The following is a 25,115-nucleotide window of genomic DNA, read 5'->3' as shown; positions in this document are numbered from 1 at the left end:
CGAATGTAACCATGAAGACAAACCTGACCTGCGATTGACCTCGCCAGAAAATCCCATTAGTTTGGAGATTCGCCACGTCAGGCAGACGGAACCACAAGAGCCAATCGCAATTTATGCAGTCAGGTGATGACTGTGCGATGCAAGGCCGAGCAAGGGAGAAATGCAATGTCACTATATGATCCAAAGCTGGAGAGGGATAACTGTGGCTTCGGCCTGTTGGCCCACATGGAAGGGGAAGCCAGCCACAAGCTTGTCCGTCTCGCGATGTCAGCATTGGCTCGCATGCAGCACCGCGGCGGGATCTCCGCCGATGGCAAGACCGGCGATGGTTGCGGTCTGCTGCTGCAAAAACCGGACAGCTTCTTCAGAGCTGTCGCCGAGGAGAAGGGATGGCACCTTGGCCGCAACTATGCGGTCGGCATGCTGTTTCTCAACCCTGACCCCGTATTGGCCCAGCAGACCCGCGACATCATCGACGAAGAGCTGGAAAAAGAGACCCTGAGTCTGGTCGGCTGGCGCAAGGTGCCCGTCGATACCAACGTACTGGGTACTATCGCAAAAGCCTCCCTGCCCAGCATTGAACAGGTCTTTGTCAACGCCCCGCCCGGCTGGGTCGACAAGGATCTCGAGCGCCGCCTCTATATCGTGCGCCGCCGCATCGAAAAGCGAGTCAACGACGACTACTTCTATGTGGTCAGCCTCTCCAACCTGGTCACCGTCTATAAAGGACTGTGCATGCCGGTGGACTTGCCGCGCTTCTATCTGGATCTCGCCGACATCCGTATGCAGGCGGCCATCTGCGTCTTCCACCAGCGTTTCTCCACCAACACCAGCCCGCGCTGGCCGCTGGCCCAGCCGTTCCGCTATCTGGCCCACAACGGCGAGATCAACACCATCGCCGGCAACCGCCAGTGGGCCAAGGCACGCAGCTACAAGTTTGCGACGCCGCTGATCCCCGATTTGCAGGAAGCGGCTCCCTTCGTCAACACCACCGGCTCTGACTCCTCCAGCCTCGACAACATGCTGGATCTCTTCCTCGCCGGTGGTATGGACCTGTTCCGCGCCATGCGCCTGTTGATCCCGCCTGCATGGCAAAAACACCCGAACATGGATGACGACCTGCGCGCCTTCTACGACTTCAACTCCATGCACATGGAGCCGTGGGATGGCCCCGCTGGTATCGTCATGACCGACGGTCGCTACGCCACCTGCGCACTTGATCGCAACGGTCTGCGTCCGGCCCGCTACGTCATCACCAAGGACAAGTTCATCACCCTCGCCTCCGAGGTCGGCACCTGGGACTACACCCCGGACGAAGTGCTGGAGAAGGGCCGGGTCGGCCCGGGCGAGCTGTTCGTGGTGGATACCAGCAACGGCAAGGTGTGGACCAGCTTCGAGATCGATGACGATCTCAAAAACCGCCACACCTACAAGCAGTGGATGGATAAACATTGCCGCCGACTGGTCCCCTTCGAGCAGATGGACGACAGCCAGACCGGTAGCCGCGAGTTCTCCGACGACCAGCTGAAAACCTATCAGAAGCTGTTTGGCTACTCCTTCGAGGAGCTGGATCAGATCATCCGGGTGCTCGGTGAAAATGGTCAGGAAGCGGTGGGCTCCATGGGGGATGATACCCCGATGGCGGTGCTCTCCTCCGGCCCGCGTACCCTCTATGACTACTTCCGCCAGATGTTTGCCCAGGTGACCAACCCGCCCATCGATCCGCTGCGGGAAAACCACGTGATGTCGCTGGCCACCTGTATCGGTCGCGAGCAGAACGTCTTCAACGAGACCTTCGGCCACGCCCACCGGGTGCTGTTCCAGTCGCCGATTCTGCTCTACTCCGACTTCCACCAGCTGCTGGCACTGGAAGGTGAGTACTACCGTCATCAGGTGATCAGCCTCAACTTCAAGCCCGAAGAGGGGCTGGAAGCGGCCATCGTGCGCATCTGCAACGAGGCCAAAACCGCTGCCAGGAGTGGCACCGTGCTGCTGGTGCTGTCGGATCGCGATATCAGCGCCGACACCCTGCCGATCCCGGCCGCCATGGCGGTGGGTGCAGTGCAGCGCACCCTGGTGGACAACAACCTGCGCTGCGACGCCAACATTCTGGTGGAGACTGCAAGCTGCCGCGATCCGCACCACTTCTCGGTGCTGCTGGGCTTTGGCGCGACCGCCATCTACCCCTATCTGGCCTACGAAACCCTGGCCAAACAGGTTGAAGAGGGCGTGCTCACCATGTCCCTGCGCCAAGCCATGGTCAACTACCGCAGCGGCATCAACAAGGGGCTCTACAAGGTGATGTCCAAGATGGGCATCAGCACGGTCGCCAGCTACCGCTGCTCCCAGCTGTTCGAAGCAGTGGGTCTGGCCAAATCGGTGGTCGATACCTGCTTCCGCGGCGTATCGAGCCGTATTCAGGGTGCCGATTTTGCAGACATCCAGCAGGATCAGCACAATCTGGCCCGTCAGGCATGGCTGGTGCGCAAGCCCCTCCCCCATGGCGGCCTGCTCAAGTTCGTCCACGGCGGCGAGTACCACACCTACAACCCGGATGTGGTGCAGACCCTGCAAACCGCGGTGCGCTCCGGCAACTATGCCGATTACAAGGAGTACGCCCGTCTGGTGAACGAGCGCCCGGTTGCCACCCTGCGCGATCTGCTGGCCCTGAAGAAAGTCGACAATCCGGTCGCGCTGGATCAAGTGGAGCCGGCCGACAAGCTGTTCCCCCGCTTCGACTCCGCCGCCATGTCCATCGGTGCCCTCGGCCCTGAGGCCCACGAGGCGCTGGCTGTCGCCATGAACCGCCTCGGTGGTCAGAGCAACTCCGGCGAAGGGGGCGAAGATCCCAAGCGCTTCGGTACGGAGAAGAACTCCCGCATCAAGCAGGTGGCTTCCGGCCGCTTCGGTGTCACCCCCCACTACCTGATGAACGCAGATGTGGTGCAGATCAAGGTGGCGCAGGGGGCCAAGCCCGGCGAGGGTGGCCAACTTCCCGGTGACAAGGTCACCGCCCAGATCGCCCAGCTGCGCTATTCCGTGCCCGGCGTGACCCTGATCTCGCCGCCGCCGCACCACGATATCTACTCCATCGAGGATCTGGCCCAGCTCATCTTCGACATCAAGCAGATCAACCCGAGCTGTCTGGTGTCGGTGAAACTGGTCTCCGAGCCTGGCGTCGGCACCATCGCCTGCGGCGTGGCCAAGGCCTATGCCGACTTCATCACCATCTCCGGTTATGACGGCGGCACTGGCGCGAGCCCCCTCACCTCGGTCAAATATGCCGGCTCCCCGTGGGAGTTGGGTCTGGCTGAAACCCAGCAGGCGCTGGTCGCCAACGGTCTGCGCCACAAGGTGCGGCTGCAGGTGGATGGCGGTCTCAAAACCGGCCTCGACATCATCAAGGCGGCCATCCTCGGCGCCGAGAGCTTCGGCTTTGGCACCGGCCCCATGGTGGCGCTCGGTTGCAAATACCTGCGTATTTGCCACCTGAACAACTGCGCCACCGGCGTTGCCACTCAGGATGAGAAGCTGCGTCGCGAGCACTTCACCGGCCTGCCGGAGATGGTGATGAACTACTTCAAGTTCATCGCCGAAGAGACCCGCGAGCTGATGGCCCAGCTCGGCGTCACCCAGCTGACCGACCTGATTGGCCGCACCGATCTGCTGGAAGCCCTGCCCGGCCTCACCGCTCGTCAGGCCAAGCTGGATCTCTCTGGCATTCTGGCCCGTCCGGTAGCACCAGCAGGCTCCAGCCTGTTCAGCCAGCAGCACAACCCCACCTTCGACAAGGGGCCGCTCAACCTCAAGATGGTGGAAGATCTGCTGGAAGCGGTGGAAACCTCAAGCGGTGGCGAGTTCCGCTACGACATTCGCAACACCGACCGCTCGGTGGGTGCGCGCCTCTCGGGCGAGATCGTCAAACGTCACGGCAATCAGGGGATGGCGGCGGATCCGGTCAAGGTGCACTTCAACGGTACCGCGGGCCAGAGCTTCGGCGTCTGGAACGCGGGTGGCCTTGAGATGATCCTCACCGGTGACGCCAACGACTACGTGGGCAAGGGGATGACCGGCGGCAAGCTGGTGATCAAGCCCCATGTCGGCGTGGCGTTCAAATCCCATGAAGCGGCCATCATCGGCAACACCTGCCTCTACGGCGCCACCGGCGGCAAACTCTACGCCGCGGGCACTGCCGGCGAGCGTTTCGCGGTGCGCAACTCAGGCGCCCTGGCGGTGGTCGAGGGAATTGGCGACAACGGTTGTGAATACATGACCGGCGGCATCGTCACCGTGCTCGGTCAGACTGGCGTCAACTTCGCGGCGGGCATGACCGGCGGCTTTGCCTACGTGCTCGACGAGTGCGGCAACTTCGCCAAGCGCACCAACCCCGAGCTGGTGGAACTGCTGGACGTGGCGGATCTCGCCATCCATCAGGAGCACCTGCGCGGCATCATCACGGCGCACCTCAATGAGACCGGCAGCTCGCGCGCCGAGGAGATCCTGGCCAACTTTGACTCCTATGTGCCCAAGTTCAGGCTGATCAAACCCAAGTCCAGCGACGTGAAATCGCTGCTGGGTCACACCAGCCGTTCCAGTGCAGAACTCAGAATCCAGGCGCAATAAGGAGGGAACCCTATGAGCCAGAACGTATTTCAGTTTATCGATGTCCAGCGGGTCGACCCGCCCAAGAAGCCGCTCAAGATCCGCAAAATCCAGTTTGTGGAGATCTACGAGTCCTTCAATCAGCCGCAGGTACAGATGCAGGCTGATCGCTGCCTCGAGTGCGGCAACCCCTACTGCGAGTGGAAGTGTCCGGTCCACAACTACATCCCCAACTGGCTGAAACTGGCCAAAGAGGGGCGCATTCTGGAGGCGGTGGAGCTCTCCCACCAGACCAACAGCCTGCCGGAAGTGTGCGGTCGGGTCTGCCCGCAGGATCGCCTCTGCGAGGGCTCCTGCACCCTCAACGATCGCTTCGGCGCGGTGACCATCGGCAACATCGAAAAATACATCACCGACAAGGCGTTCGAGATGGGCTGGAAGCCCGATCTCTCGAACGTGGTCAAGACCGGCAAGCGGGTCGCCGTCATTGGTGCCGGCCCCGCGGGTCTCGCCTGCGCCGACGTACTGGCACGCAACGGCGTCACCCCGGTGGTGTTTGACAAGTATCCGGAGATCGGTGGCCTGCTCACCTTCGGCATCCCCTCCTTCAAGCTGGAAAAAGAGGTGATGCAGCGTCGCCGCGAGATATTCCAAGGGATGGGCGTGGAGTTTCGTCTCGAGACCGAGGTGGGCCGTGATGTCACCTTCGCCGATCTGCTCGGCGAGTTCGATGCGGTCTTCCTCGGGGTAGGCACCTACAAGTACATGAAGGGCGGCTTTGCCAACGAAGAGGCGCCGGGCGTCTATGATGCCCTGCCCTACCTCATCGCCAACGCCAACCGGTTGCTGGGGTTCGAGAAGGCGCAAGCCGACTATATCGACTTCGCCGGCAAGCAGGTGGTGGTGCTGGGCGGTGGCGATACCGCCATGGACTGTGTACGTACCGCCATCCGTCAGGGGGCCGCCAAGGTGATCTGTGCCTATCGCCGCGACGAGGAGAACATGCCGGGTTCCAAGCGGGAGGTGAAAAACGCCCGCGAGGAGGGGGTTGAATTCATGTTCAACCTGCAACCGGTAGCTGTCGAGCTGGATGCCCATGGTCGCACCGTCGGCATCAAGGTGGTGAGCACCGAGCTGGGTGAACCCGACGCCAATGGCCGCCGCAATCCGGTGATCATCGAGGGCTCCGAGCAGGTGCTGGCTGCCGATGCGGTGGTGATGGCGTTTGGCTTCCAGCCCAACCCCCAGCCCTGGATGGCGGAGTTCGGCATCGAGCTCGACAACCGGGATCGCATCAAGGCCCGCGAGCAGGCGGAGTATGCCTTCCAGACCAGCAACCCCAAGGTGTTCGCCGGTGGCGACGCGGTACGTGGCTCCGATCTGGTGGTGACCGCCATCTACGAAGGGCGCAAGGCGGCCGAAGGGATCATGGACTATCTGGCGGTCTGATCCGACCGGCCAAGACCGTGATGCACTTTCACTATCAGCCCCGCCAATGCGGGGCTGATTTCTTTGACATGCCGCCAGTGAATAGCGATGGCTAACTCTTTGGCATCGGACAAACCCAAGAACTGCGCCATTCTGGCGCGGCATACTCATCGGGCCAATACTCGGTCTGCTGTTGAATTTTACCTTCCGCAACATGGTGAAATGTGATGGCGCGAGCATTTACGACCCCATCGCTGACCAGCACCTCACTGACCACCTCACTCCCTTGTGCCAGAAGACGGACAATCTCGAAGCGCCACAGGCCAGCTGCGGGGTAGCGACGATTGATCTTGATGAAGTTCTCTCGCCCCACAATCCGTTCTCCCGATTGGGGCCAGTCACAGAAAAAATCATCTCCCAGCCAGCTTGCCGCCTTCGCAAAGTCATTGCTCTGCATCTCCTGCCAATAGGCCTCTACCACTGCTTTTGGCTCCATGGTGTTCAATTCCATACTCACTCTCCCTACACACGCACCACCAGCCACTCCCCCTTGCCGACCGGCACCAGCGAGGTGGCAAAGGCCGGATCCTGCCCGACCTCGTTCATCCACTCCACCATCTCGCTGCGATGGGAGATGGCGTTGTCGACCACCAGCAGGCCACGGGGTGCCAGCAGGCGGCGGATCTGCGGCCACCATGCCCGGTAGTGCTGACGATCCGAATCGAGGAAGATGAGCTGATAGCCGCCTTGCGGCAAGGTCGGTAGCAACTCGCCCGCATCCCCTGCCAGCAAGGTTACCCAGGGGGCCAACTCTGCCTGCTGAAAGTTGTCATGGGCCAGCACGCGCTTATCCTCATCCAGCTCAATGGTTGTAACGTGCCCCTCCAGCCGACGCACCGCTTCTGCCAGCCAGAGTGTGGAGTAACCATTGGAGGTGCCGATCTCCAGCACCGCCTGCGCCCCACGGGTCTGCACCAGCACTGACAGCAACTCCCCCGTGTCGCGGGTGATATTGAGCAGCTTGCGGTGGCGTGCCTGCTGCATGCTGTCATTGCGCTCGCCAAGCTGCTCCAGCTGGCGTTTTAACTGTTCCAGTTCCATTGATATCCCTCTCGTCCTTGCCCAAAACCGTTAGCCCACACCTCCAAGCTTGGCATTTGGGAGTCAAATGATTGCTTTCAACCGCCATTCACACCACAAAGGATGAGAAAAGGACAACCATTTGAGGCAGAATTTGTGACGTCTATCTGTTACACTTCGCGCCCGCCATTTTCCGGCTCACTCTCTGACTTGATGTCAGGCGCAGCCGTCGGTGGTTACAACCTCCGTCTCGCTCATGCCGAGCTAACCAAGCCAAACACAGCCCAGCTGGAACACAGGAACCCATTATGAGATTTGAATCGTTCGATTTTGCCCCCGAGATTTTGCGTGCTGTCTCAGATTGCGGTTATCAGGAGATGACCCCTGTGCAGCAACAGGCGATCCCGGCCATTCGCCGTGGCCGCGATGTGCTGGCCAGCGCCCAGACCGGTACCGGCAAGACCGCCGCCTTCGCCCTGCCCATCTTGCAGCGTCTGGTAGACAATCCGGCTCCGGTCCAGCCTTCCAACGCCCGTGTGCTGATCCTGACCCCGACCCGCGAGCTGGCGGCTCAGGTGGCGAGCAACATCAATGACTTCGCCAAGTATCTCGATATCACCACCATCACCATCGTCGGCGGTGGCAAGCAGGACGTGCAGGCCAAGAAGCTCAAAGCGGGCGCTCACATCATTGTGGCCACCCCGGGCCGTCTGCTGGAGCACCTCACCGCCTGCAACCTCAGCCTCTCTGGCGTCGAGTGTCTGGTGATGGATGAAGCGGATCGCATCCTCGACATGGGCTTCAGTGCCGATGTGCAGAAGATCCTGCAAGCGGTCAACAAGACCCGTCAAAACCTGCTCTTCTCCGCCACCTTCTCCGACGCGGTGAAGAAGCTGGCCAACCTGATGCTGGATCGCCCGCAGATCGTCAGCGTCAACAAGCAAAACTCCACCGCCGACACCGTCAGCCACACCGTCTATCCGGTCGAGCAGAAGCGCAAGCGCGCTGCTCTCAGAGCTGATTGGCAAGCAGAACTGGCAGCAGGTGCTGGTATTCGCCAGTACCCGCGAGAGCTGTGATGTGCTGGTCGAGGAGCTGAACCTCGACGGCATCAAGTCCGCCGTTGTCCATGGCGAGAAGGCCCAGGGCAACCGTCGCCGCGCCCTGCGCGAATTCATGGAAGGCAAGGTACGGGTACTGGTCGCCACCGAAGTGGCCGCCCGTGGTCTGGATATCCCGAGCCTGGAATACGTGATCAACTATGATCTGCCGTTCCTGGCGGAAGATTACGTGCACCGCATCGGTCGTACCGGTCGTGCCGGCAAGCGCGGCATGGCCATCTCCTTCGTCAGCCGTGAAGAGGAGCGTACCCTGCTGGAGATCGAGGCCCTGATCGGCCAGAAGATCCGCCGCATCATGGTGCCTGGCTATGAGGTGAGCAGCCGTGACGAGCTGATCAAGCAATTGCAGGAGCGTCGTCGCTTTGGCAAGCGCCCGCAGCGTGAAGATAACGCCGTGGCCCAGGTGATGGCCGAAGCCAAGCTGCAGGGTCAGCGCCTCAAGCGTCTGGCTGCAGCCAAGAAGCCCCGTCAGCCGAAATAAGGCGGGCCGTTGCTCTATTGAACCGCAAAGGCGCCACTGGCGCCTTTGCCATCTCTGTCATCGGTGTTGGCCCCAGGTGGTCAACTCAAGGATTGCTTATGACCTCTCCTACCTACAATCAGGCCCTGCTCGAGATGGCCACCCAGAGCCTGGCCGAACTGGCCCGCACCGCCGAGCAAAAGGCGGGCAAGCGCACTCCGGCGCAAGAGAGCCACTTTCTCTGCACCTGGATGGCCGACTCCCTCAAGGAGAAGCGCTTCTCCCGTCTGGTGATGGAAGATTTGAAAGCTTGGGTGCAGCTTGGCCGCACTCTGGGTGCGGGCGCCGATCTCAAGGGATTGCTGGAGCGCATCGCCTTCCAATACCAGTGCGCCATGACCAATCCGCAGCAACTGGGGGCCAAGCTGGCGGCGCTGCTGGAGGAGCTCTCAGCGGCAGGCTGGCTGGTGCTGACCGAGAGCGAGGTGAACGCCAAGCTGCGCCTGCAATCGGGCGGTCAGGCGAGTCTGGTGGTAAGCCATAGCGAATATGAAGGCCATATCGAGGACGGTGAGCTTGTCAAACCCCTCACCCTCTATGTGCGCGGTGACGAGAAGGTGCTGGCTGAGGCGGCCTTCAAGCACGGCCTGCTGCTGAGCCAGGGCAACAAGAAGACCACCCTGGTCAAACATCACAAGGCCTACCGGCTGATGCCAGACAACGCCCAACCGGCGCTGGCACTGCTGGGCGAGGCCCGCCAGAGCGCCTGATCCCGCCTGTCTTCAGCAATAAAAACGGCAGACCCTCATTTAATGCAGGGCCTGCCGTTTTTTATTGTTCGCTCTTTGGTGATGAGGTCTGGTAGTCGTTTAGCGGATCTTGATGCCAATCTGGCCCGCGTCACACCACTCGAACATCACCTCCTCGCTCTTGCCGCAGCAACTGCCACCACAAACCCGACTCTCGCGCTTGATGACCCGCCCCTTGCGCATCCAGACGCCGAGCATGGCCTCCACCGCATCTTCCGAGGTGTGGAAGTGGCGAGCCAGATCACGCCGGCTCACCTTCTGCTGCGCGGCGAGGTAATCCCCCAGCTCGCGCAGGATCATAAGGTCACCACCTTGCGGGCGACGATGTCACCGTGACGGCGACCGGCCCACCAGAGCAGTACCAGAGAGAGGCCGTAGCTGACGATCCAGAACAGGCTCTGCTCCGGATGAGCGGCAAAGGTCGCGATCTGATAGAAGAGGGTGGCGCACATAAAGGCCATGTAGTTGCACCATACCGCCGTCATCAGCGCCCACTGGCGACCGGTTTCCCGCACCAGCGCGCCCATGGCGGCGGCGCAGGGCATGTAGAGCAGCACGAACAAGAGGTAGGCAAAGGCACCGGCCGCCCCGTCGAAGTGAGTCTGCATATTGCCGTAGGTGGAGACATCCACCTCCTGCGCCTCGGCGGCAGCTTTCTGATCGTCGAGGTTGCCAACATCAAGCCCCATGGGGTCGCTCGGGTTGATCTCCGCCAGATTGGCCGCCACGGCATCGATCGCCTCGTGGAAACTGGCCACCAGCGAGAACTCGCTCGCCTCCTCTTCATCTGCGCCACCACCGGCGTAGAGGCTGTTGAGGGTACCGACCACCGCCTCTTTGGCGAAGATACCAGTGACAATACCGACCGTGGCTTGCCAGTTGTCATCGCGCACACCGATGGGGTGCAGCACCGGCGTGACGGCCTGGCTGATTTTGCTCAGCACCGAGCTCTCCTGCTCCTGATGGCCAAAGCTGCCATCGGTGCCGAGCGAATTGAGCACGCTCAGCACGGCAACCACCAGTACGATGGTTTTACCGGCGCCAAAGACGAAGGATTTGAGCTTCTGCCAGGTCTTGATGGCAACGTTGACCGGACGCGGCCACTCGTAATCCGGCATCTCCATCAGCATGGAGTCGCTCTTGCCCGGCAGCAGGGTGCTACGCAGCAACAGGCCGGTGAGCACCGCCACCAGAATGCCGATGAGGTAGAGACCGAACACCAGGTTCTGGCCAGACTCGGGGAAGAAAGCCACCGCAAACAGGGCGTAAACCGGCAGACGGGCACCGCACGACATGAAAGGCGCCATGGCGGAGGTCATCAGCCGCTCCCGCTCGGAGTTGAGGGTACGGGTCGCCATCACCGAGGGGACGGTACAACCAAAGCCCATCAGCATCGGCACGAACGCCTTGCCCGGCAGGCCGAGGCGGCGCATCAGGGCATCCACCACGAAGGCGGCACGGGCCAGATAGCCGGAGCTCTCCAGCACCGCGAGGAAGAGATAGAGGCAGCCAATCACCGGAATAAAGGTGGCCACGGTCTGCAAGCCAACGCCAAAGCCATCAGCCAGAATGGCGCCCAGCCATTCGGGGGCATTGACCAGCCCCAGCAGGTGATGCACCCCATCGACAAACAGGGCGCCACCCATGATGTCGAAGAAGTCGATAAAGGCGCTGCCGACGTTGATGGCAAACAGGAACATCAGGTACATGACAAACAGGAAGAAGGGGATGCCAATCCAGCGATTGAGCAGCACCCGATCCAGCCACTCGCTCTGGGCCTCGGTGAGCTTGCCCTTCTGCTGACGAGCCTGTTGTACCCACTGGTGGATATGGCCGTAGCGAATATCCGCCAGTTGCAGGTCGATATCCTGTCCCTGATGGGCGCGAGCCACTACATTAGCTGCGGCCGCCTGCTGACCGGGCAGCAGGGTCTCCTGCATCACCGCATCCTCTTCCAGCAGGCGCAGGGCGCGGCCACGGGTAGTGAGGTGATGCGGGGCGAGCAGGGTTTCCAGCTCCGCCAAATCGGTTTCAAGCGCGTGGCCGTAATCGAGCTGCAAGGCGGCTTGCGGCTGACCGATAAACTGCCGGATCTGCTGCTTGAAGGCGGCAACCTGCTTGCTGTTGTGGGCAGAGAGGGCCACCACCGGGCAACCGAGGGATTTGCCTAGCTTGCTCTCGTCGATGACGATGCGGCGCTTTTGCAGGATATCCAGCTTGTTGAGCACCACCACCATGGGCAGGCCCAGTTCGCGCAGTTGCAGCGTGAGGTAGAGGGAGCGCTCCAGATTGGCGGCGTCGATGACGTTGAGCAGCAGGTCGGGTTGTTGGCCCTGGGCAAAGCGGCTGGCGATCTGCTCGTCCAGACTGCCATCCTGACTGGCCAGGCTATAGATGCCGGGCAGATCCATCAGCTTGAAGTGATGCTCACCCGCGCTGAACTCACCCATCTTCTTGTCGACGGTGACGCCACTCCAGTTGCCTACCTGCTGGCGGGCGCCGGTCAGGGCGTTGAACAGGGAGGTCTTGCCGCTATTGGGGTTACCTACCGTTACCAGAGAATAATTCATACCAGCTCTACCTCTATTTTCTTCTGAACCCGCCGCGTGTGTGGCAAGCCGCTTTGCAGGTTCGACTTCTTGTCTCTGAACCGCTCCCGGTGACGTTTCTTGACCGGAGCGGTAGCCGAGCAGGGGGTTATACCGGCTCGACTTCTATTTGCTGGGCCAGACTCTTTTGCATGGAGAGACAGATCCCCTGGCACTGGATCTGGAGCGGGTCCCCCAGGGGGGCGGAGCGCAGATAGATGACTTCAGTCTGGGGCAACAGGCCCATCACCATCAGTTTGCGGCGCAGCGGCCGGGCGAGCTGATTCATATTCTTGATGCGAGCACTCTGTCCCGGTGACAACTGCGTGAGTACCATGACTGACTCCTGAAGTTAAACAATAATAATTCGCTTTTACTTGGGGCATTATAAGCTGTGTCTTCAACTTTTATTTGAGTAAAATCAAACTCCGCTTAGCTAACCCATAAAGTATTGCCATGAGTCACGACAACAACAGCCGCCTCGTTTACAGCACAGATGGCGGCATGATCAAGGAGCAGAGCGCTCCCCAATCCGCCTCCCCCTTCCCCACCGACGGCACCGTGCGCATTCGCCGCGAGACCAAGGGGCGCAAGGGCGCCGGGGTGATCACCATTCATGGCGTACCCGCCGATCAGCAAAAATCCCTGGCCACCCTGCTCAAGAAAAAGTGCGGCACCGGAGGTGGTATCAAGGAGGGAGTGATCGAAATCCAGGGGGATAAACGGGACCTGATCAAAACCGAGCTGGAGAAAGCCGGTTTCAGCGTCAAGCTGGTGGGTGGCTGATCCCCTTGTCACTCATGCGGTTTTTCCCTAGAATGCCCGCTCCCATCGAGGGGGAGTAGTCTCGCACGCCGGTGCCATCCATTGCATGAATACCGGTTTGCGACCCTGATCAACATACTTGGTGCCAAATCACCATGGTCAGGGTGATCCATGCCAACCATGGATTTGACAAGACCTTTGACGGGCCAGTGCCAATACCGGGGACGGATGGCGCAGGCTTGTCTTTGGTTTATAACAATTCCGTCCCCCGGTCATTTTTATGGAAGCCTTGTTAACCTCAACCCTCAGCGTCGCTATTGCCGAAATCGGCGATAAAACCCAGCTGTTGGCGTTGCTGCTCATCTGCCGTTTTCGCAAGCCCTGGCCCATCATCGCCGGCATGCTGGCGGCTACCCTGCTCAACCATGCGGGCGCCGCCTGGATTGGTGAGTTCATCAGCCGCTGGCTCGATCCCAAGATAATGACCTGGCTGGTCGCCATCGCCTTTATCGCCATGGCTATCTGGATTTTGGTGCCGGACAAGATGGATGACGAGGAGAGCTCGCTGGATAAATACGGCCCCTTTATGGCCACCTTCGTGCTCTTCTTTATTGCCGAAATTGGCGACAAGACCCAGATTGCCACCGTGCTGCTGGCCGCCAAATATGACTCGCTGGTGCAGGTCATTACCGGGACCACCCTCGGCATGATGCTGGCCAACGTGCCTGTGGTGCTGATCGGCAAGCTGGGGGCAGACAAGCTGCCGCTCAAGGGGATCCGCATCGCCTGCGCCATCCTCTTCGTCGGCCTCGGGGTGAGCACTCTGATCTTTGCCTGATCGCCTTTTCCGCTGCTCAAGCCCTCCCCTGTGGAGGGCTTTTTTGTTTGCTGCTTTGTTTGCTACGTAATCCGCTGTCGCAACCACCAGCCGCAGAGCCAAGGGACAGTGCACGGTTGCGGGTGCCTCATGCCATAATGGGGCAAACCTCGTGGAGTCCCCCCATGCACAACGTATCAAGAGAGACGCTTCTCGAATGGGTCAAACAGGGACGGCTGGCGCCAGAGAAGCTGGCGGACGCCCTGACCCTCGCCGATCTTCCCCCCATCCGGCGCGCTGGCAGTGGCTGTTTGACCGGCTGCTGCTCTGGCTCGGCGCCATCTGTATCGGGGCTGGCCTCATCTTCTTCGTCGCCTTCAACTGGCAAGAGCTGGGCCGGGTCTCCCGCCTCGCCCTGCTGGAGGCACCGCTGCTCGCCATGCTGCTTCTGCTGTGGCGCAAACCGCTGGGGGATACCCCCCGTCAGGCGCTGCTGCTCGCCATCGCCCTCAATATCGGCGCCCTGCTGGCGCTGGTGGGTCAGACCTACCAGACCGGCGCCGATCCCTGGCAGCTGTTCGCCACCTGGGCGCTGATGCTGGTGCCGCTGGCGGTATTTGGCCAAAGCCCCCTGCTCTGGACCTTAAGCTGGCTGCTCGGCCAGCTGGCGCTGGTGCTCTACTGGCGGCTCGGTTTGTTCACGCTCTTCTTTACCTTTGATGAAGAGGGATTGGGCTGGTGCCTTACCCTGCTCAACGCCGCCCTCTGGGGTCTGCTTCTGCTGGCGCCAAACCGCTGGCGCCTGATGCCAAGCTGGCTGGCGGGTCTGGCTGCCGGTCTGGGGGCCACCCTGCTCACCCTGCTGGCGCTGTTTGATGCCGCCTCCCCGCTGGTGTGGCCGCTCTGGTTTGGCTGGCTCGCTGCGGCCTATGCCCTGTGGCACCACAAATTTATCGCCGGACTCGCCATGGGGTGCCTCAGTCTGATTGCCGTCATCCTCGCGGCGCTGGGCAAGTGGATGGAGCCCGACATCAACGGCTTCTTGCTGCTGAGCCTGATTGCCATCGGCCTTTCGGTCACCGCCGCCCGCTGGCTGCAACAACAACGGAGGTCTCATGAGTGATCTGACCTTTTGGCAAGCACTGCAACAGGCCAATCTGGTAGAAGGGGAGATGCCCCGCAACAACCAGCCCCACTGGTCGAGCCGCTTTCTGCTGGGGCTGGTGGGCTGGATTGCCGCCCTGTTCCTGCTCTTTTTCCTGTTTCTTACCTTCGAACAGCTGACCCGCGAGGCCAACAGCGCCCTGCTGCTGGGGGCCGTGCTGCTGGCGGGGGCCTACGCCCTCAATCGCAGCCAAAGCGGCGATCTCTGGGATCAGTTCGTGCTGGCCCTCACCCTGGCGGCTGATGCCTGGCTGCTCTATGGCCTGCTCGATCAGCTGGACCTTCATCACGCCCTGCTCTGGTTTGGGTTGTGCCTGCTGTCCCTTGCCATCGCCGTGCTGTTCGATCACTGGCTGGTGCGGCTGTTTCACAGCGTGGCGGCGGCCCTGCTGCTCACCCTTGGCCTCGCCTGCCTCGGGCTGCAACTGCTGGCCCTGCCGCTGGTGATGGCGGCCATCACCTTCTGCTGGCTGCGGGCAGATAGGGATCCAGAGCGTCACCAGCTCTACCACTCCATCACGTTGGGGCTCGCCCTCTCCCTGCTGGTGCTGGGCCGTCTGCACCACCCGCTCTGGGACGGCGGCAGCAGCATGCTGGACGAACTGGGGCTGTCCCGCCTGCCGCTCTGGCTCAATCCCCTGCTCTGCGCCGCCCTGCTGCTGGCGGTGATGGTGAAACTCAAGCTCCCCCTGCTGTTTGGCCTGCCACTGGTGCTGATCAGCGCCGTTATCCCCGGCATGGGGGCAGGCGCACTGGTGCTGATCCTCGGGTTTTATGCCGGCAGTCTGGGGCTGATGACCCTCTCGGCCCTGCTGCTGCTCGGTTATGGTTCGCTCTATTACTACGATCTGGGGCTCACCCTGATGACCAAATCCTGGCTGCTGCTGGGCTCCGGCATCCTGCTGCTGGGGGCCCGCCAACTGCTCACCACCTTTGCGGCAAGGAGCGACTCATGAAACCTGTCACCCGACAACTCGCCCTGTTGCTGAGCGGCCTCGCCATCCTGGCAGGCATCAATGCCACCGTCTGGCGCTATGAGCACGCCATGAGCAGCGGCGAAGTGGTGCTGCTGCGGCTCGCTCCGGTCGATCCCCGCTCTCTGATGCAGGGGGATTACATGCGGCTGAACTACGAGATTGCCCGCGAGCTGACCAGCCGCGATGCCCGTGCGACTCAAAACAAGGGCAGCGATACCCTGGTGATCCGCCTCGATGCCCATCAGGTAGCCACTCTGGTGGCCGCTGGCAAACCGGATCGACTCGCCAGCGATGAGCGGCTATTGCAGGTGCACCAGAGCGAGCGGCAGTGGCAGATTGGCCCCGATGCCTACTTCTTTGAAGAGGGCACGGGGGGGCAGTACGAAAGAGCCCGCTACGGCGAGTTCCGGCTGCAGGCGGATGGCAAGACCCTGCTGGTGGGGCTGCGGGATGAGGCCTACCAACCCATCGGGCAGATCCGCGCCCGCTGGTAACGGCAGTGAGTGGCTATTTACGCTGTTCATGGTCACACTCAAGAGAAGGTTGATCGCTAAGGATGTTCCCAATGAGGATATGGCTGATCTGTCATCTGTTGCTGCTCTGCTGGGCCTCGACGGCCCGGGCTGATCTGGGCAAGCTCGAGTACCTCACCGAAGAGTACCCCCCCTACAACTTCAGCGATCCGCAAGGCCAGCCCACCGGCCTTGCGGTCGATCTGCTGCAGATGATCTGGCAACACAGCGGCATGACACCCCAGCCGGTGCGCATCCTGCCCTGGGCGCGAGGTTATTACTTGCTAACCCAGAAGCCCAACGTGGTGCTCTTCTCCACCGCCCGCACCCAGGCGCGGGAGGATCTCTTCAAGTGGGTCTGCCCCATCGGCTACTCGGAGTACATACTGCTCGGCCGCAAAGCGCAAAACATCACCCTGACCGCCTTCGAACAGATGAGCCAGTACAAGATCAGCGCGGTGCGCTCGGACGCCGCCGAGCAGTTGCTGCTCAACAACGGCATGGATGACAACAACATCATCCCGGCCAACCGCCTGTCGCAGGGGTTGAAGATGCTGCTCTCCGGCCGCGCCGACCTGCTCGCCACCAGCAAGCTGGCGGGATATGACGCCATCCGCGAACTGAAGCTCAATAGCGACGACTTCAACGTGGCCATGGTGCTGAGCGCCGAGCAGCTCTGCTACGCCTTCAGCCGTCAGGTGCCAGACAGCGAGATCACCCTCTTTCAGCAGGGCCTGACCCGCGCCCTCGCTTCGGAGGAGTTTCGCAAATTGCAGGCCAAATACCTGCCGGTGCGCTGAGCACTCACCCGATGGGCAGCAGTTCGCTGCCCATTTTATTGATGAAAGATGCAATAGAGGTGGCTAGCTATTCCCGCCGCAAGCAGTCAAACTGGGCTACATAGTTGATTGCGAAGGATCTTTCCCGTGCGGACATGGCACCTACCTCATCTGCTACTGCTCTTGTGGGCCACCTTCGCGCAGGCCGATCCGGGCAAGCTTGAGTATCTGAGCGAAATCTCTCCCCCGTTTAATTTCAGCGACCAACAAGGGATGCCGACCGGATTGTCGGTGGAGCTGATGCAGCTTATCTGGAAAGCGCGGGGCGTATCGCCCCAGCCCATCCGCATTCTGCCCTGGGCCCGGGGCTACAACCTGCTGCAACAAAAACCCAATGTGGTGCTCTTCTCCACCGCCCGCACCCCGCAGCGGGAGGCGCTTTTCAAGTGGGCCTGCCCCATCGATCACTCGGAGTTTGTGCTGCTGGGGCGCAAGGCGGACAACATCACCCTAGGCTCCGTGGCCGAGATCAGCCGCTACAAGGTCGGCGTGGTGCGCTCTACCGTCTCCAGACAGCTGCTGCTCGAACGCGGTATCGATGAGCGCCAGCTGATGCTGGCCAACCGCCTCACCCAGGCGGCCAAAATGCTCACCTCAGGTCGCGCCGATCTCTTTGCGACCAACAAGCTCGCGGGCTATCAAACCCTGCAGCAGCTCGGCTTCAAGCCGGATGACTTTCATGTCGCCTTCGTGCTGGATGCCAGACCGCTCTGCTACGCCTTCAGCCGTCAGGTGCCCGACAGCGAGGTCGCCCTCTTTCAGCAGGCGCTGACCCAGGTCGTCGCCTCGGCAGATTTCTCGGCCCTGCAAGCCAAATACCTGCCACTGCGCTAACGCCCTGATCGCCGCCGACACAGGGCGCAAGATGGCGGCCGCCCCTCGCGCTTTTTTGCCAAACATGCTCCATCGCCTTGGCGAAATCGGCCAGCTTGGTCACACTTGAGCAGATATTCCCTTGATCAGGATGGCAAAAATGAAACCATGGATTGGATTGGCCGGGGCGCTGCTGGCCACCCTCGCACAGGCGAGTCCTGAGCTCGGCAAACTGCACTACATCACCGAAGAGTACAAACCCTACAACTACGCCGATGCCAGCGGTGCCCCCACCGGCCTCGCGGTCGAGCTGCTGCAACTGGTGTGGAAAAAGACCAATACGCCGGCGCAGCCCATCACCATCATGCCCTGGGCGCGCGGCTACTACCTGCTGACCCAAAAGCCCAATGCGGTGCTCTTCTCCACCGCCCGCACCCAGGCGCGGGATCCCCTGTTCAAGTGGGCCTGCCCCATCGGGTATGCCGAGATCGTGCTGGTGGGGCTGGCCGATCGCAATATCACCATCACCAAGCTCGACGATGCCAAGGCGTTCAATATCGGGGCGGTGCGAGCCGATGTGGGGGAGCAACTGCTGCTCAACAACGGCTTTGACGAGACCAAACTGATGGCCGCCAACCGGCTGGCACAGGCGCTCAAGATGCTCACCTCAGGCCGGGTCGATCTGGTCTCCACCAACAAGACCACCATGGAGCAGCTGATCGTCGAACAAAAACTCGATCCCGCCCGCTTCAAGGAGCAGTGGGTACTGAGCTCGGAGCAGTTCTGCTTCGCCTTTAGCCATCCGGTGAGCGACGAGCTGGTCAAGGAGTTCCAGACCGGCTTGACCCAGGTGCTGGCGAGCAGCGAATACCCGCTTCTGCACAGCAAATACTTCCCAACCCCTACCGCCAAATAGCGGCGCGGAGTCGAGCGCCAACAACAAGGGGCCCATTGCGGGCCCCTTCGCTTTTTCCGTTTGCGCTCCCCTCTTTTTACCTTTTGCGTCCCCCTCGCGGCGTCATCCCACCGCCCCGCTACGACCAAACCCCGACAATCATCAACTAATCGCGAATTAATAAAAGTTTGTGCCAGCGCAAAAAATCACTCTTTTCTGATAGTTAGCTCATCAAAACCATAGATAAGACCACTCTGGCTCCGTAATATGGCGACGGGCGTCTGTTGACCCCTTTTCCGAGATCAATGGTCAACGGCGCAATCTGGTAGCGAGAGTCAGGGGCGGTAGCCACTTTAACGTAGGGTCGATTAGCGAAGCGTAATCGTCCGCGGTAACCGTCCCCTCTCCCCTTGCGGGAGAGGGCTAGGGTGAGGGGGGTCGGTAACGTCATTACATGGCGGAATATCGCCAGCCTAAATGGCATGGCTTCGCCATGCAGGACACGAGGACTCCGTCCTCGATGGGGTTTCGCCGCCGCTGCGCGGCTTGGCGAGTGACTTTTCTTTGCGTGGCCAAAGAAAAGTCACCAAAAGAAAGGCCACCCCCACTTGTTCGCCCTCCTACGGCGGGTTCCCTCGGTTCAGGCAAAAGGTTGGCGGAACGACACAGACGGTACATCCCTGTACCGCCTGCGTCTGCGCCGTCGTCCATGACGGCGCTCCTGACCTTGTGCCCTCACCTCGGCGAACAACAGGGGGCAACACCCAACCCGCAGCACCGAGGCCAGTTAACAAGCGTAGGGTGCAATAAGCGCAGCGCATTGCACCGCGCTAACACTTCCCTGCCTATTCGGGGCAAAGATCGGGCGGGTTGTTATCTCGCAGCCAACCCCTAGCCCACCCCATGGCGAGAGCAGATTGTCGCAGCTATGCAACAAGCACCATCGACATGATTGCATAGGTGAAAAATCATATTGGGTACAGTACAAGTGGCATACATCTCTATCGGGAAACAGTTTTTATTGAAGGCCCGATAGTGAGTGTTTAGTAGTGATAACGACCTTATTTCTCGAACGTTCTAATCGAACCTACGACCCTGAAATAATATATAACAATATATTAGGAGAGATTACAGTGTATTTAGAGAGCCTTAAAATTGAAAACTACAGAAAGTTTCGAAACGAAAACAATCTTGTGAGATTTGTAGAGCCAAGTAACATTACTACTACGCAACAAAATGTAGATAACCCCAAATCAGTTATTGGCCCATCTACAACGCTTATCATTGGTAAAAATAATGCTGGCAAGACAACTATAGCCAATGCATTAAAACTAATACACGAGAATCGGCAACCCCGCTCTACCGATTTCAATAATAACTACTTATCAGAACTACACGATCAATACCTTACTACAGACGATGTAAACATTAGCCTGCCAGAGTTAGCTTTTACTATTAAAGTCGTGGTCGACATGGATAAAAACGACCTTATGTCTGGCTTAATAGAATTTGCCCATACACAAGCTCGCACTGATGGATTGAACAGTATTTTAATAAAAATAAGAATAGAGATTACTGAAGCATCAGTTTATAAAGATGCAATAATAAAACTGGTTGAATACTCCAAGAGGCATAGTTTAAGCCGCAATGAAAGCATTCAATTATTTTACGAGTTATTAGATCAATCATCTGATTTTCTAAATCAGGACTCTGAGAAAAAACTTTTCACTATAAAATACTACAATTCTAATGGACATGAGGCAAAAAAGTTTTCATTAAAAGAACTAATTAACCTTAGAGAAATTAAAGCTAACAGGCATTTAAAAGATGGTGTTTTAAGTGAGGTTTTCAATAAAATTATTAAATTCCAGTTTGACAATGATTTAACTAACAAAGGGATTTTGAAAACGGAAGTCAGTGGTATAAACCAAGTATTAACAGAAAAAATAAAGGCAAAAAGTGATAATGTTTCATCTGTGCTCACACAAATAGAGGATAAAAACCATGTCGACTTGAATTTAAGTGGCAACGTTACTTATGATAAAGTCGTGAAAGAACTAATAAAGTATAATTTTTCTGATAATGGCGATTACATACCTGAAAGTCAGTTTGGACTAGGCTACATCAATCTTTTAAACATTATCGGCGAGATTATTTACTATGTTGATAGTTATAAAAAAGATAGCCAAAACAGTTCTATTAATTTACTGTTTATAGAAGAGCCAGAAGCATTTATGCATCCTCAGATGCAAGAGTTTTTCATCAACAGAATTGATAATGCAGTACAAAAGGCTTTGGAAATTTCTAAAGGCTCTGATGAGGATAGCAAAATATTAAATTGCCAAATAGCTATAACTACCCACTCATCTCACATTGTCAATAGTAAGATACATAGCAGCAACTCGTTTAATAATATTAACTATCTCAACATTATAGATAAATCAGCCAACGTTATAAATTTAAATGATGATGTTATATCAGCTGATTTAGATGATAGCAAAGATCTTAAGTTTATTAAAAAACATATAAAATATAAAGTTTCCGAGCTATTTTTCGCTGATGCAATTATTTTTGTTGAAGGTGCAACTGAAGAAACCCTTCTTCAGTTTTACATAGATAAAGACCCGATTTTAAAAAATAGCTACATATCTATTTTTAATATAAATGGAGCGCATGGGAAAGTTTATTTCCCATTAGCAAAAAAGTTAAAAATCCCATGTTTAATTATCACGGACTTAGACATTAAAAGGTCTCCCTGTCAAAAAAACAAGCCCCATAATATATCTGATGACGATTGTATAATTTGTGGGCATAAGAAAGACATTGCTGACACCCCTGAAATTAAAGAAAAAATAAATTACTCTCAGATAAAAGATTTGGATGGATTCCAGACTACAAATGCAACTATAAAATTTTTCATGAGCAAAAAACCTTCTGTATCTACAGAAAAAGATCTGAAAAACATAGACTATATTAATGATGAAAATATTTTTGTTGTTTTTCAGAAAGACATAATCAATGATTATTATGCAACTAGCTTGGAAGAAGCATTTATACTTGAAAACTTTAATAACTCAATCCTAAATTCAGCTCTAGAGTCCTGCAAGCCACGTACATATCATCAGATTGTAAAAGCTAAAAGCACTAAAAATTTCGAGGCATTGAAACACAGGTCGTTTGAAATTCAACGTGCACTTTCAGATAGTAAAAGTGACTTTTCTGGTGAGTTACTCTATCAATCTATCATTTCAGACGACAATAGCTACCCAACACTACCTAGATATATTTTGGATGGATTTGCTTGGGTAAAAAATAAATTATCAGAATAGCCTTATATGAGGTTGGCAATGTCCAATAAATTAATAGATGAAGCTCAAGTCACTCAGACCTTATTTGATACCATAGACAGAAATGATAGTTTCATATTTAGTGCCGGTGCAGGTTCAGGAAAAACCTACGCATTGATAGAATGTTTGAAATATATACTAAGGAATAACTTTGAACGCCTTCGCAATAATAATCAACAAATGGTATGTATTACATATACTAACGTTGCTGTAAATGAAATAAGAACTCGACTCGGAAATTCAGATACTGTTATAGTTTCAACAATACATGAGATGCTCTGGTCAATTATTCAAAGATTTCAGTCAGAGCTTGTCTTGATTCATCTTAGCAAGATCAGTAGCGAACTAGAGAAACTAGATGCGGAGTTATCGAGTGATCCAAATGACAAACTTGGTTTTTTTACTTTTTTATCACTAGAAGAGCAAAATTCTTGTATCGAACTAATCAGAAATACCAAAGAAATTTATTATGCACATCAGAACTCAAATTCAGCAACTTTCAAAGCCGCTTATACACCTTTTGAAGATAAGTACGGTAAAAGTAAAATCCATTCATGGCTAAGGAACTACAAGGTATTTCAAGAAGTAGCAAAGCGCATATATAGAAAAGATCGATATACTCAGTGCATTGAAAATATAAAGTCATATAAAAATGGCTATACAGCGGTCATTTACGATAATAAGTTTAACGCAGATAGATTAGATAAAATGAGATTTAGTCACGATACTTTATTAGAGTATTCCTATAGCCTCATTAATACTTATCCATTGCTAAGTAGATTGATTATTGACAAATATCCATATTTTTTCATTGATGAATACCAAGACACTAATAAACATGTAGTGAATTTGATAAGGCTAATATATGACTTCTCTATCAATAATAAAAGGGATTGGTTAGTAGGATATTTTGGTGATACTGCTCAGACCATCTATCCTGATGGCATAGGCATTAAACTTGAAACTATTTATAGCGATTTAAAAACCATAACCAAAATATATAATCGCCGTTCACATCTACAAATCATCGATACAGCTAACGCAATAAGAAATGATGATATATCTCAAGTCCCAATCAATGATGGCAGGAACCAAGGAAATGTCATATTTTATTACGCACCACCTGAAAATGATAAGGCTAGAGTTGATATAGCAAAGAAATTTATAGAGAAGTATATAGTTCAAGTCGGAGATGATGATGGTATTGACTGTTTGGTACTAACAAACAAATTAATGGCTGAGATGAATGGATTTGGTGATATTTATCATGCATTTAAACTGGCAGAGAATATATATTATGATGATTTGAACACAAAATTATTATCCAATGAACTTGATAAATTAGACCCCACCATACGAATCATATATAAGATAGTCAATCTTTATTTATTGGTTAATAATCATAATTCAACATACTACGAACTTTTTGGTGATAAGGGCAGAATAGTTAAGTTTTCGGAAGCTAATGATTTTCTAAAAAAGATGCGTGCATTTAAAGCCATAACATTAGGTGACTTCCTATCTGAAATTTCAAACTACTATATTGATAGTCCCAATCCCCCCCCTTTAAATATTTTTATAAATTCTTTTTTGGGTTCAAATTTTGATGATGTACTGAAACATAAAAATATTCAATCATTTATAAAGTATTTACTGAAAGAACTAATGTTGCCCCGTAGTGAAGGCGGGCATGAAAATGATGACCTAGAGATAGCAAGAGTCGACAACATTCTAAATATCAGACTCGAAACATGGGCCCTCTGGGTCAATTATATTAACGAAACTATTCCTGGCCCTATAAGATATCACACATACCACGGAACGAAAGGTGAAGAATATAGTAATGTAGCTATTATTATGGAACATAGCTTTGGTCGAAATAGTAAAGGGAGGGATAAATTTAAAAAATTTTTCTTATACAGAGCATCAACAGATGAAACTACCTTGCCCACCCCTGATGATGATGACATTTTCAATACTAGAAATTTAATTTATGTTGCGTGCTCAAGGGCGATTAAAAATTTATGGGTTCTTTATTTAGATGACATTAATGAAATAGAAGGTGGTCTAAATAAAATTTTCAAAAAAATTGAACCATGGAAAAATTCATAACCTATGGCGATTGAATTCGCCAAACACGCTTCTACCCCCACTAAAAAACTATTTCGTCAACCCCTTGCACCGCTCTTCCCCTGCGGAGTAATAAACCATCGACCAGAAAAATAAAACCACGGGCGGGCACGGTATTGGTTCCCCCTTCAAGCCGCTTGGTCGAGTTCAACGGGTCAGGAGCGCCATCAGGGATGATGGCGCAGCCGCAGTCGGCATATGGGCCAAATCGGATCAGGGCGAGCACTGCTCGTCCCCGATTTGGCGCGAGAACAAGGAGGTTCGAAGCGGGCTTTGGTCGAAGCCAGGGATGGCGTAGGACAAAGTGCAGTCTGCGGCGACCCGTTGGACGAGACGAGGGAACCCGCGAAGCGGGCGGTTTACCGGGGGAAAAGACTTTTGGTGACTTTTGGTCTTTCAAAAGTCACTCGCCCCAGCCCGAAGGGCGGGCAAACACCTTCGAGGGCAGCGCCCTCGCATCCTGCATGGCGAGGCCATGCCATTAAGGCGTAGGACGATATTCAGCCGAGAAATGACGTTAGCCCCCTCACCCTAACCCTCTCCCACAAGGGGAGAGGGGATCAGAGCCTAGGCCACCGAGGCTTAAAAGGTGTCTCAGGGAAAAGACAAACAAAAACCGCAGCCCTAGGGCTGCGGTTTTTATTGGCTCAACCTGTTGGCACCAGACGCCAACAAGGCCAACCGGCCTTAGGCACGGCGCCAGCTGGTCTTGCCGGCGCTGTCTTCCAGCACGATGCCCATCTCGGTGAGACGGTTGCGAGCGGCATC

The 25,115-nt window shown here is 55.8% G+C and carries 17 protein-coding genes and 2 pseudogenes; 14 read left to right on the top strand and 5 right to left on the bottom strand.

What is annotated here, in order from left to right:
• Positions 1 to 165 precede the first annotated feature (165 nt).
• Both gltB and ACTG2U_RS00090 read left to right on the top strand, forming a co-directional pair.
• Positions 166 to 4,623: a glutamate synthase large subunit gene (gene gltB / locus ACTG2U_RS00095; protein ID WP_439973841.1), complete on the top strand. Its 4,458-nt coding sequence runs from the start codon at positions 166 to 168 to the stop codon at positions 4,621 to 4,623.
• Positions 4,624 to 4,635: 12 nt separating this feature from the next.
• Positions 4,636 to 6,051 (top strand): FAD-dependent oxidoreductase, encoded by a 1,416-nt coding sequence (locus ACTG2U_RS00090; RefSeq protein ID WP_064341967.1) that lies wholly within the window; start codon positions 4,636 to 4,638, stop codon positions 6,049 to 6,051.
• A 91-nt stretch (positions 6,052 to 6,142) separates the two neighbouring features.
• On the opposite strand, the gene ACTG2U_RS00085 is transcribed toward ACTG2U_RS00090, so the two are convergent.
• Positions 6,143 to 6,541: a nuclear transport factor 2 family protein gene (locus tag ACTG2U_RS00085; protein WP_439973840.1), complete on the bottom strand. Its 399-nt coding sequence runs from the start codon at positions 6,539 to 6,541 to the stop codon at positions 6,143 to 6,145.
• Between the two features lie 11 nt (positions 6,542 to 6,552).
• Positions 6,553 to 7,131, bottom strand: a complete 579-nt coding sequence (locus tag ACTG2U_RS00080) for an O-methyltransferase (protein ID WP_439973839.1) — start codon at positions 7,129 to 7,131, stop codon at positions 6,553 to 6,555.
• A gap of 287 nt (positions 7,132 to 7,418) precedes the next feature.
• Here ACTG2U_RS00080 and ACTG2U_RS00075 point away from each other — a divergent pair.
• Together ACTG2U_RS00075 and ACTG2U_RS00070 are read left to right on the top strand one after the other, a co-directional pair.
• A pseudogene (locus ACTG2U_RS00075) lies at positions 7,419 to 8,712 on the top strand (DEAD/DEAH box helicase).
• Positions 8,713 to 8,810: 98 nt separating this feature from the next.
• On the top strand, positions 8,811 to 9,461 hold the full coding sequence (locus ACTG2U_RS00070; RefSeq protein ID WP_439973837.1) for a DUF2913 family protein: 651 nt from the start codon (positions 8,811 to 8,813) through the stop codon (positions 9,459 to 9,461).
• A 99-nt stretch (positions 9,462 to 9,560) separates the two neighbouring features.
• Here the strand turns inward: ACTG2U_RS00070 and ACTG2U_RS00065 are convergent, their stop codons facing one another.
• The 3 genes from ACTG2U_RS00065 to ACTG2U_RS00055 form a co-directional block, all read right to left on the bottom strand.
• On the bottom strand, positions 9,561 to 9,800 hold the full coding sequence (locus ACTG2U_RS00065; RefSeq protein WP_005350974.1) for a FeoC-like transcriptional regulator: 240 nt from the start codon (positions 9,798 to 9,800) through the stop codon (positions 9,561 to 9,563).
• Positions 9,797 to 12,070, bottom strand: a complete 2,274-nt coding sequence (gene feoB / locus ACTG2U_RS00060; protein WP_236768262.1) for a Fe(2+) transporter permease subunit FeoB — start codon at positions 12,068 to 12,070, stop codon at positions 9,797 to 9,799. Before feoB ends, ACTG2U_RS00065 begins: the two co-directional genes overlap by 4 nt.
• Before the next feature lie 127 nt (positions 12,071 to 12,197).
• Entirely contained in the window at positions 12,198 to 12,425 is a 228-nt protein-coding gene (locus tag ACTG2U_RS00055; RefSeq protein WP_005337384.1) for a FeoA family protein, read from the bottom strand.
• A gap of 119 nt (positions 12,426 to 12,544) precedes the next feature.
• On the opposite strand from ACTG2U_RS00055, the gene ACTG2U_RS00050 reads away from it, so the two are divergent.
• The 10 genes and pseudogenes from ACTG2U_RS00050 (at position 12,545) to ACTG2U_RS00005 (ending at position 24,329) form a co-directional block, all read left to right on the top strand.
• On the top strand, positions 12,545 to 12,874 hold the full coding sequence (locus ACTG2U_RS00050; RefSeq protein WP_005337385.1) for a translation initiation factor: 330 nt from the start codon (positions 12,545 to 12,547) through the stop codon (positions 12,872 to 12,874).
• A 259-nt stretch (positions 12,875 to 13,133) separates the two neighbouring features.
• Positions 13,134 to 13,691 (top strand): TMEM165/GDT1 family protein, encoded by a 558-nt coding sequence (locus ACTG2U_RS00045; RefSeq protein ID WP_005337386.1) that lies wholly within the window; start codon positions 13,134 to 13,136, stop codon positions 13,689 to 13,691.
• A gap of 164 nt (positions 13,692 to 13,855) precedes the next feature.
• Positions 13,856 to 14,793: pseudogene (locus tag ACTG2U_RS00040) on the top strand (DUF2157 domain-containing protein).
• Entirely contained in the window at positions 14,786 to 15,790 is a 1,005-nt protein-coding gene (locus ACTG2U_RS00035) for a DUF4401 domain-containing protein (RefSeq protein ID WP_439973836.1), read from the top strand. Before ACTG2U_RS00040 ends, ACTG2U_RS00035 begins: the two are co-directional and overlap by 8 nt.
• Positions 15,787 to 16,305: a GDYXXLXY domain-containing protein gene (locus ACTG2U_RS00030; protein ID WP_323977781.1), complete on the top strand. Its 519-nt coding sequence runs from the start codon at positions 15,787 to 15,789 to the stop codon at positions 16,303 to 16,305. Before ACTG2U_RS00035 ends, ACTG2U_RS00030 begins: the two co-directional genes overlap by 4 nt.
• 71 nt (positions 16,306 to 16,376) lie before the next feature.
• On the top strand, positions 16,377 to 17,123 hold the full coding sequence (locus ACTG2U_RS00025; protein ID WP_150389310.1) for a substrate-binding periplasmic protein: 747 nt from the start codon (positions 16,377 to 16,379) through the stop codon (positions 17,121 to 17,123).
• 126 nt (positions 17,124 to 17,249) lie between these two features.
• A complete protein-coding gene (locus tag ACTG2U_RS00020) occupies positions 17,250 to 17,996 on the top strand; it encodes a substrate-binding periplasmic protein (protein WP_439973834.1) in 747 nt (248 codons plus the stop codon).
• A 139-nt stretch (positions 17,997 to 18,135) separates the two neighbouring features.
• Positions 18,136 to 18,891, top strand: coding sequence for a substrate-binding periplasmic protein (locus tag ACTG2U_RS00015; RefSeq protein ID WP_429207633.1), 756 nt, complete (start codon positions 18,136 to 18,138; stop codon positions 18,889 to 18,891).
• Positions 18,892 to 20,003: 1,112 nt separating this feature from the next.
• Positions 20,004 to 22,199: an AAA family ATPase gene (locus ACTG2U_RS00010; protein WP_439973833.1), complete on the top strand. Its 2,196-nt coding sequence runs from the start codon at positions 20,004 to 20,006 to the stop codon at positions 22,197 to 22,199.
• An 18-nt stretch (positions 22,200 to 22,217) separates the two neighbouring features.
• Positions 22,218 to 24,329: a UvrD-helicase domain-containing protein gene (locus ACTG2U_RS00005; protein WP_439973832.1), complete on the top strand. Its 2,112-nt coding sequence runs from the start codon at positions 22,218 to 22,220 to the stop codon at positions 24,327 to 24,329.
• Positions 24,330 to 25,115 lie beyond the last annotated feature (786 nt).

The sequence above is a fragment of the Aeromonas sp. 95A genome, assembly GCF_051919235.1.
Taxonomy (GTDB): domain Bacteria; phylum Pseudomonadota; class Gammaproteobacteria; order Enterobacterales; family Aeromonadaceae; genus Aeromonas; species Aeromonas veronii.
This window is presented reverse-complemented; position numbering and strand designations above follow the sequence as displayed.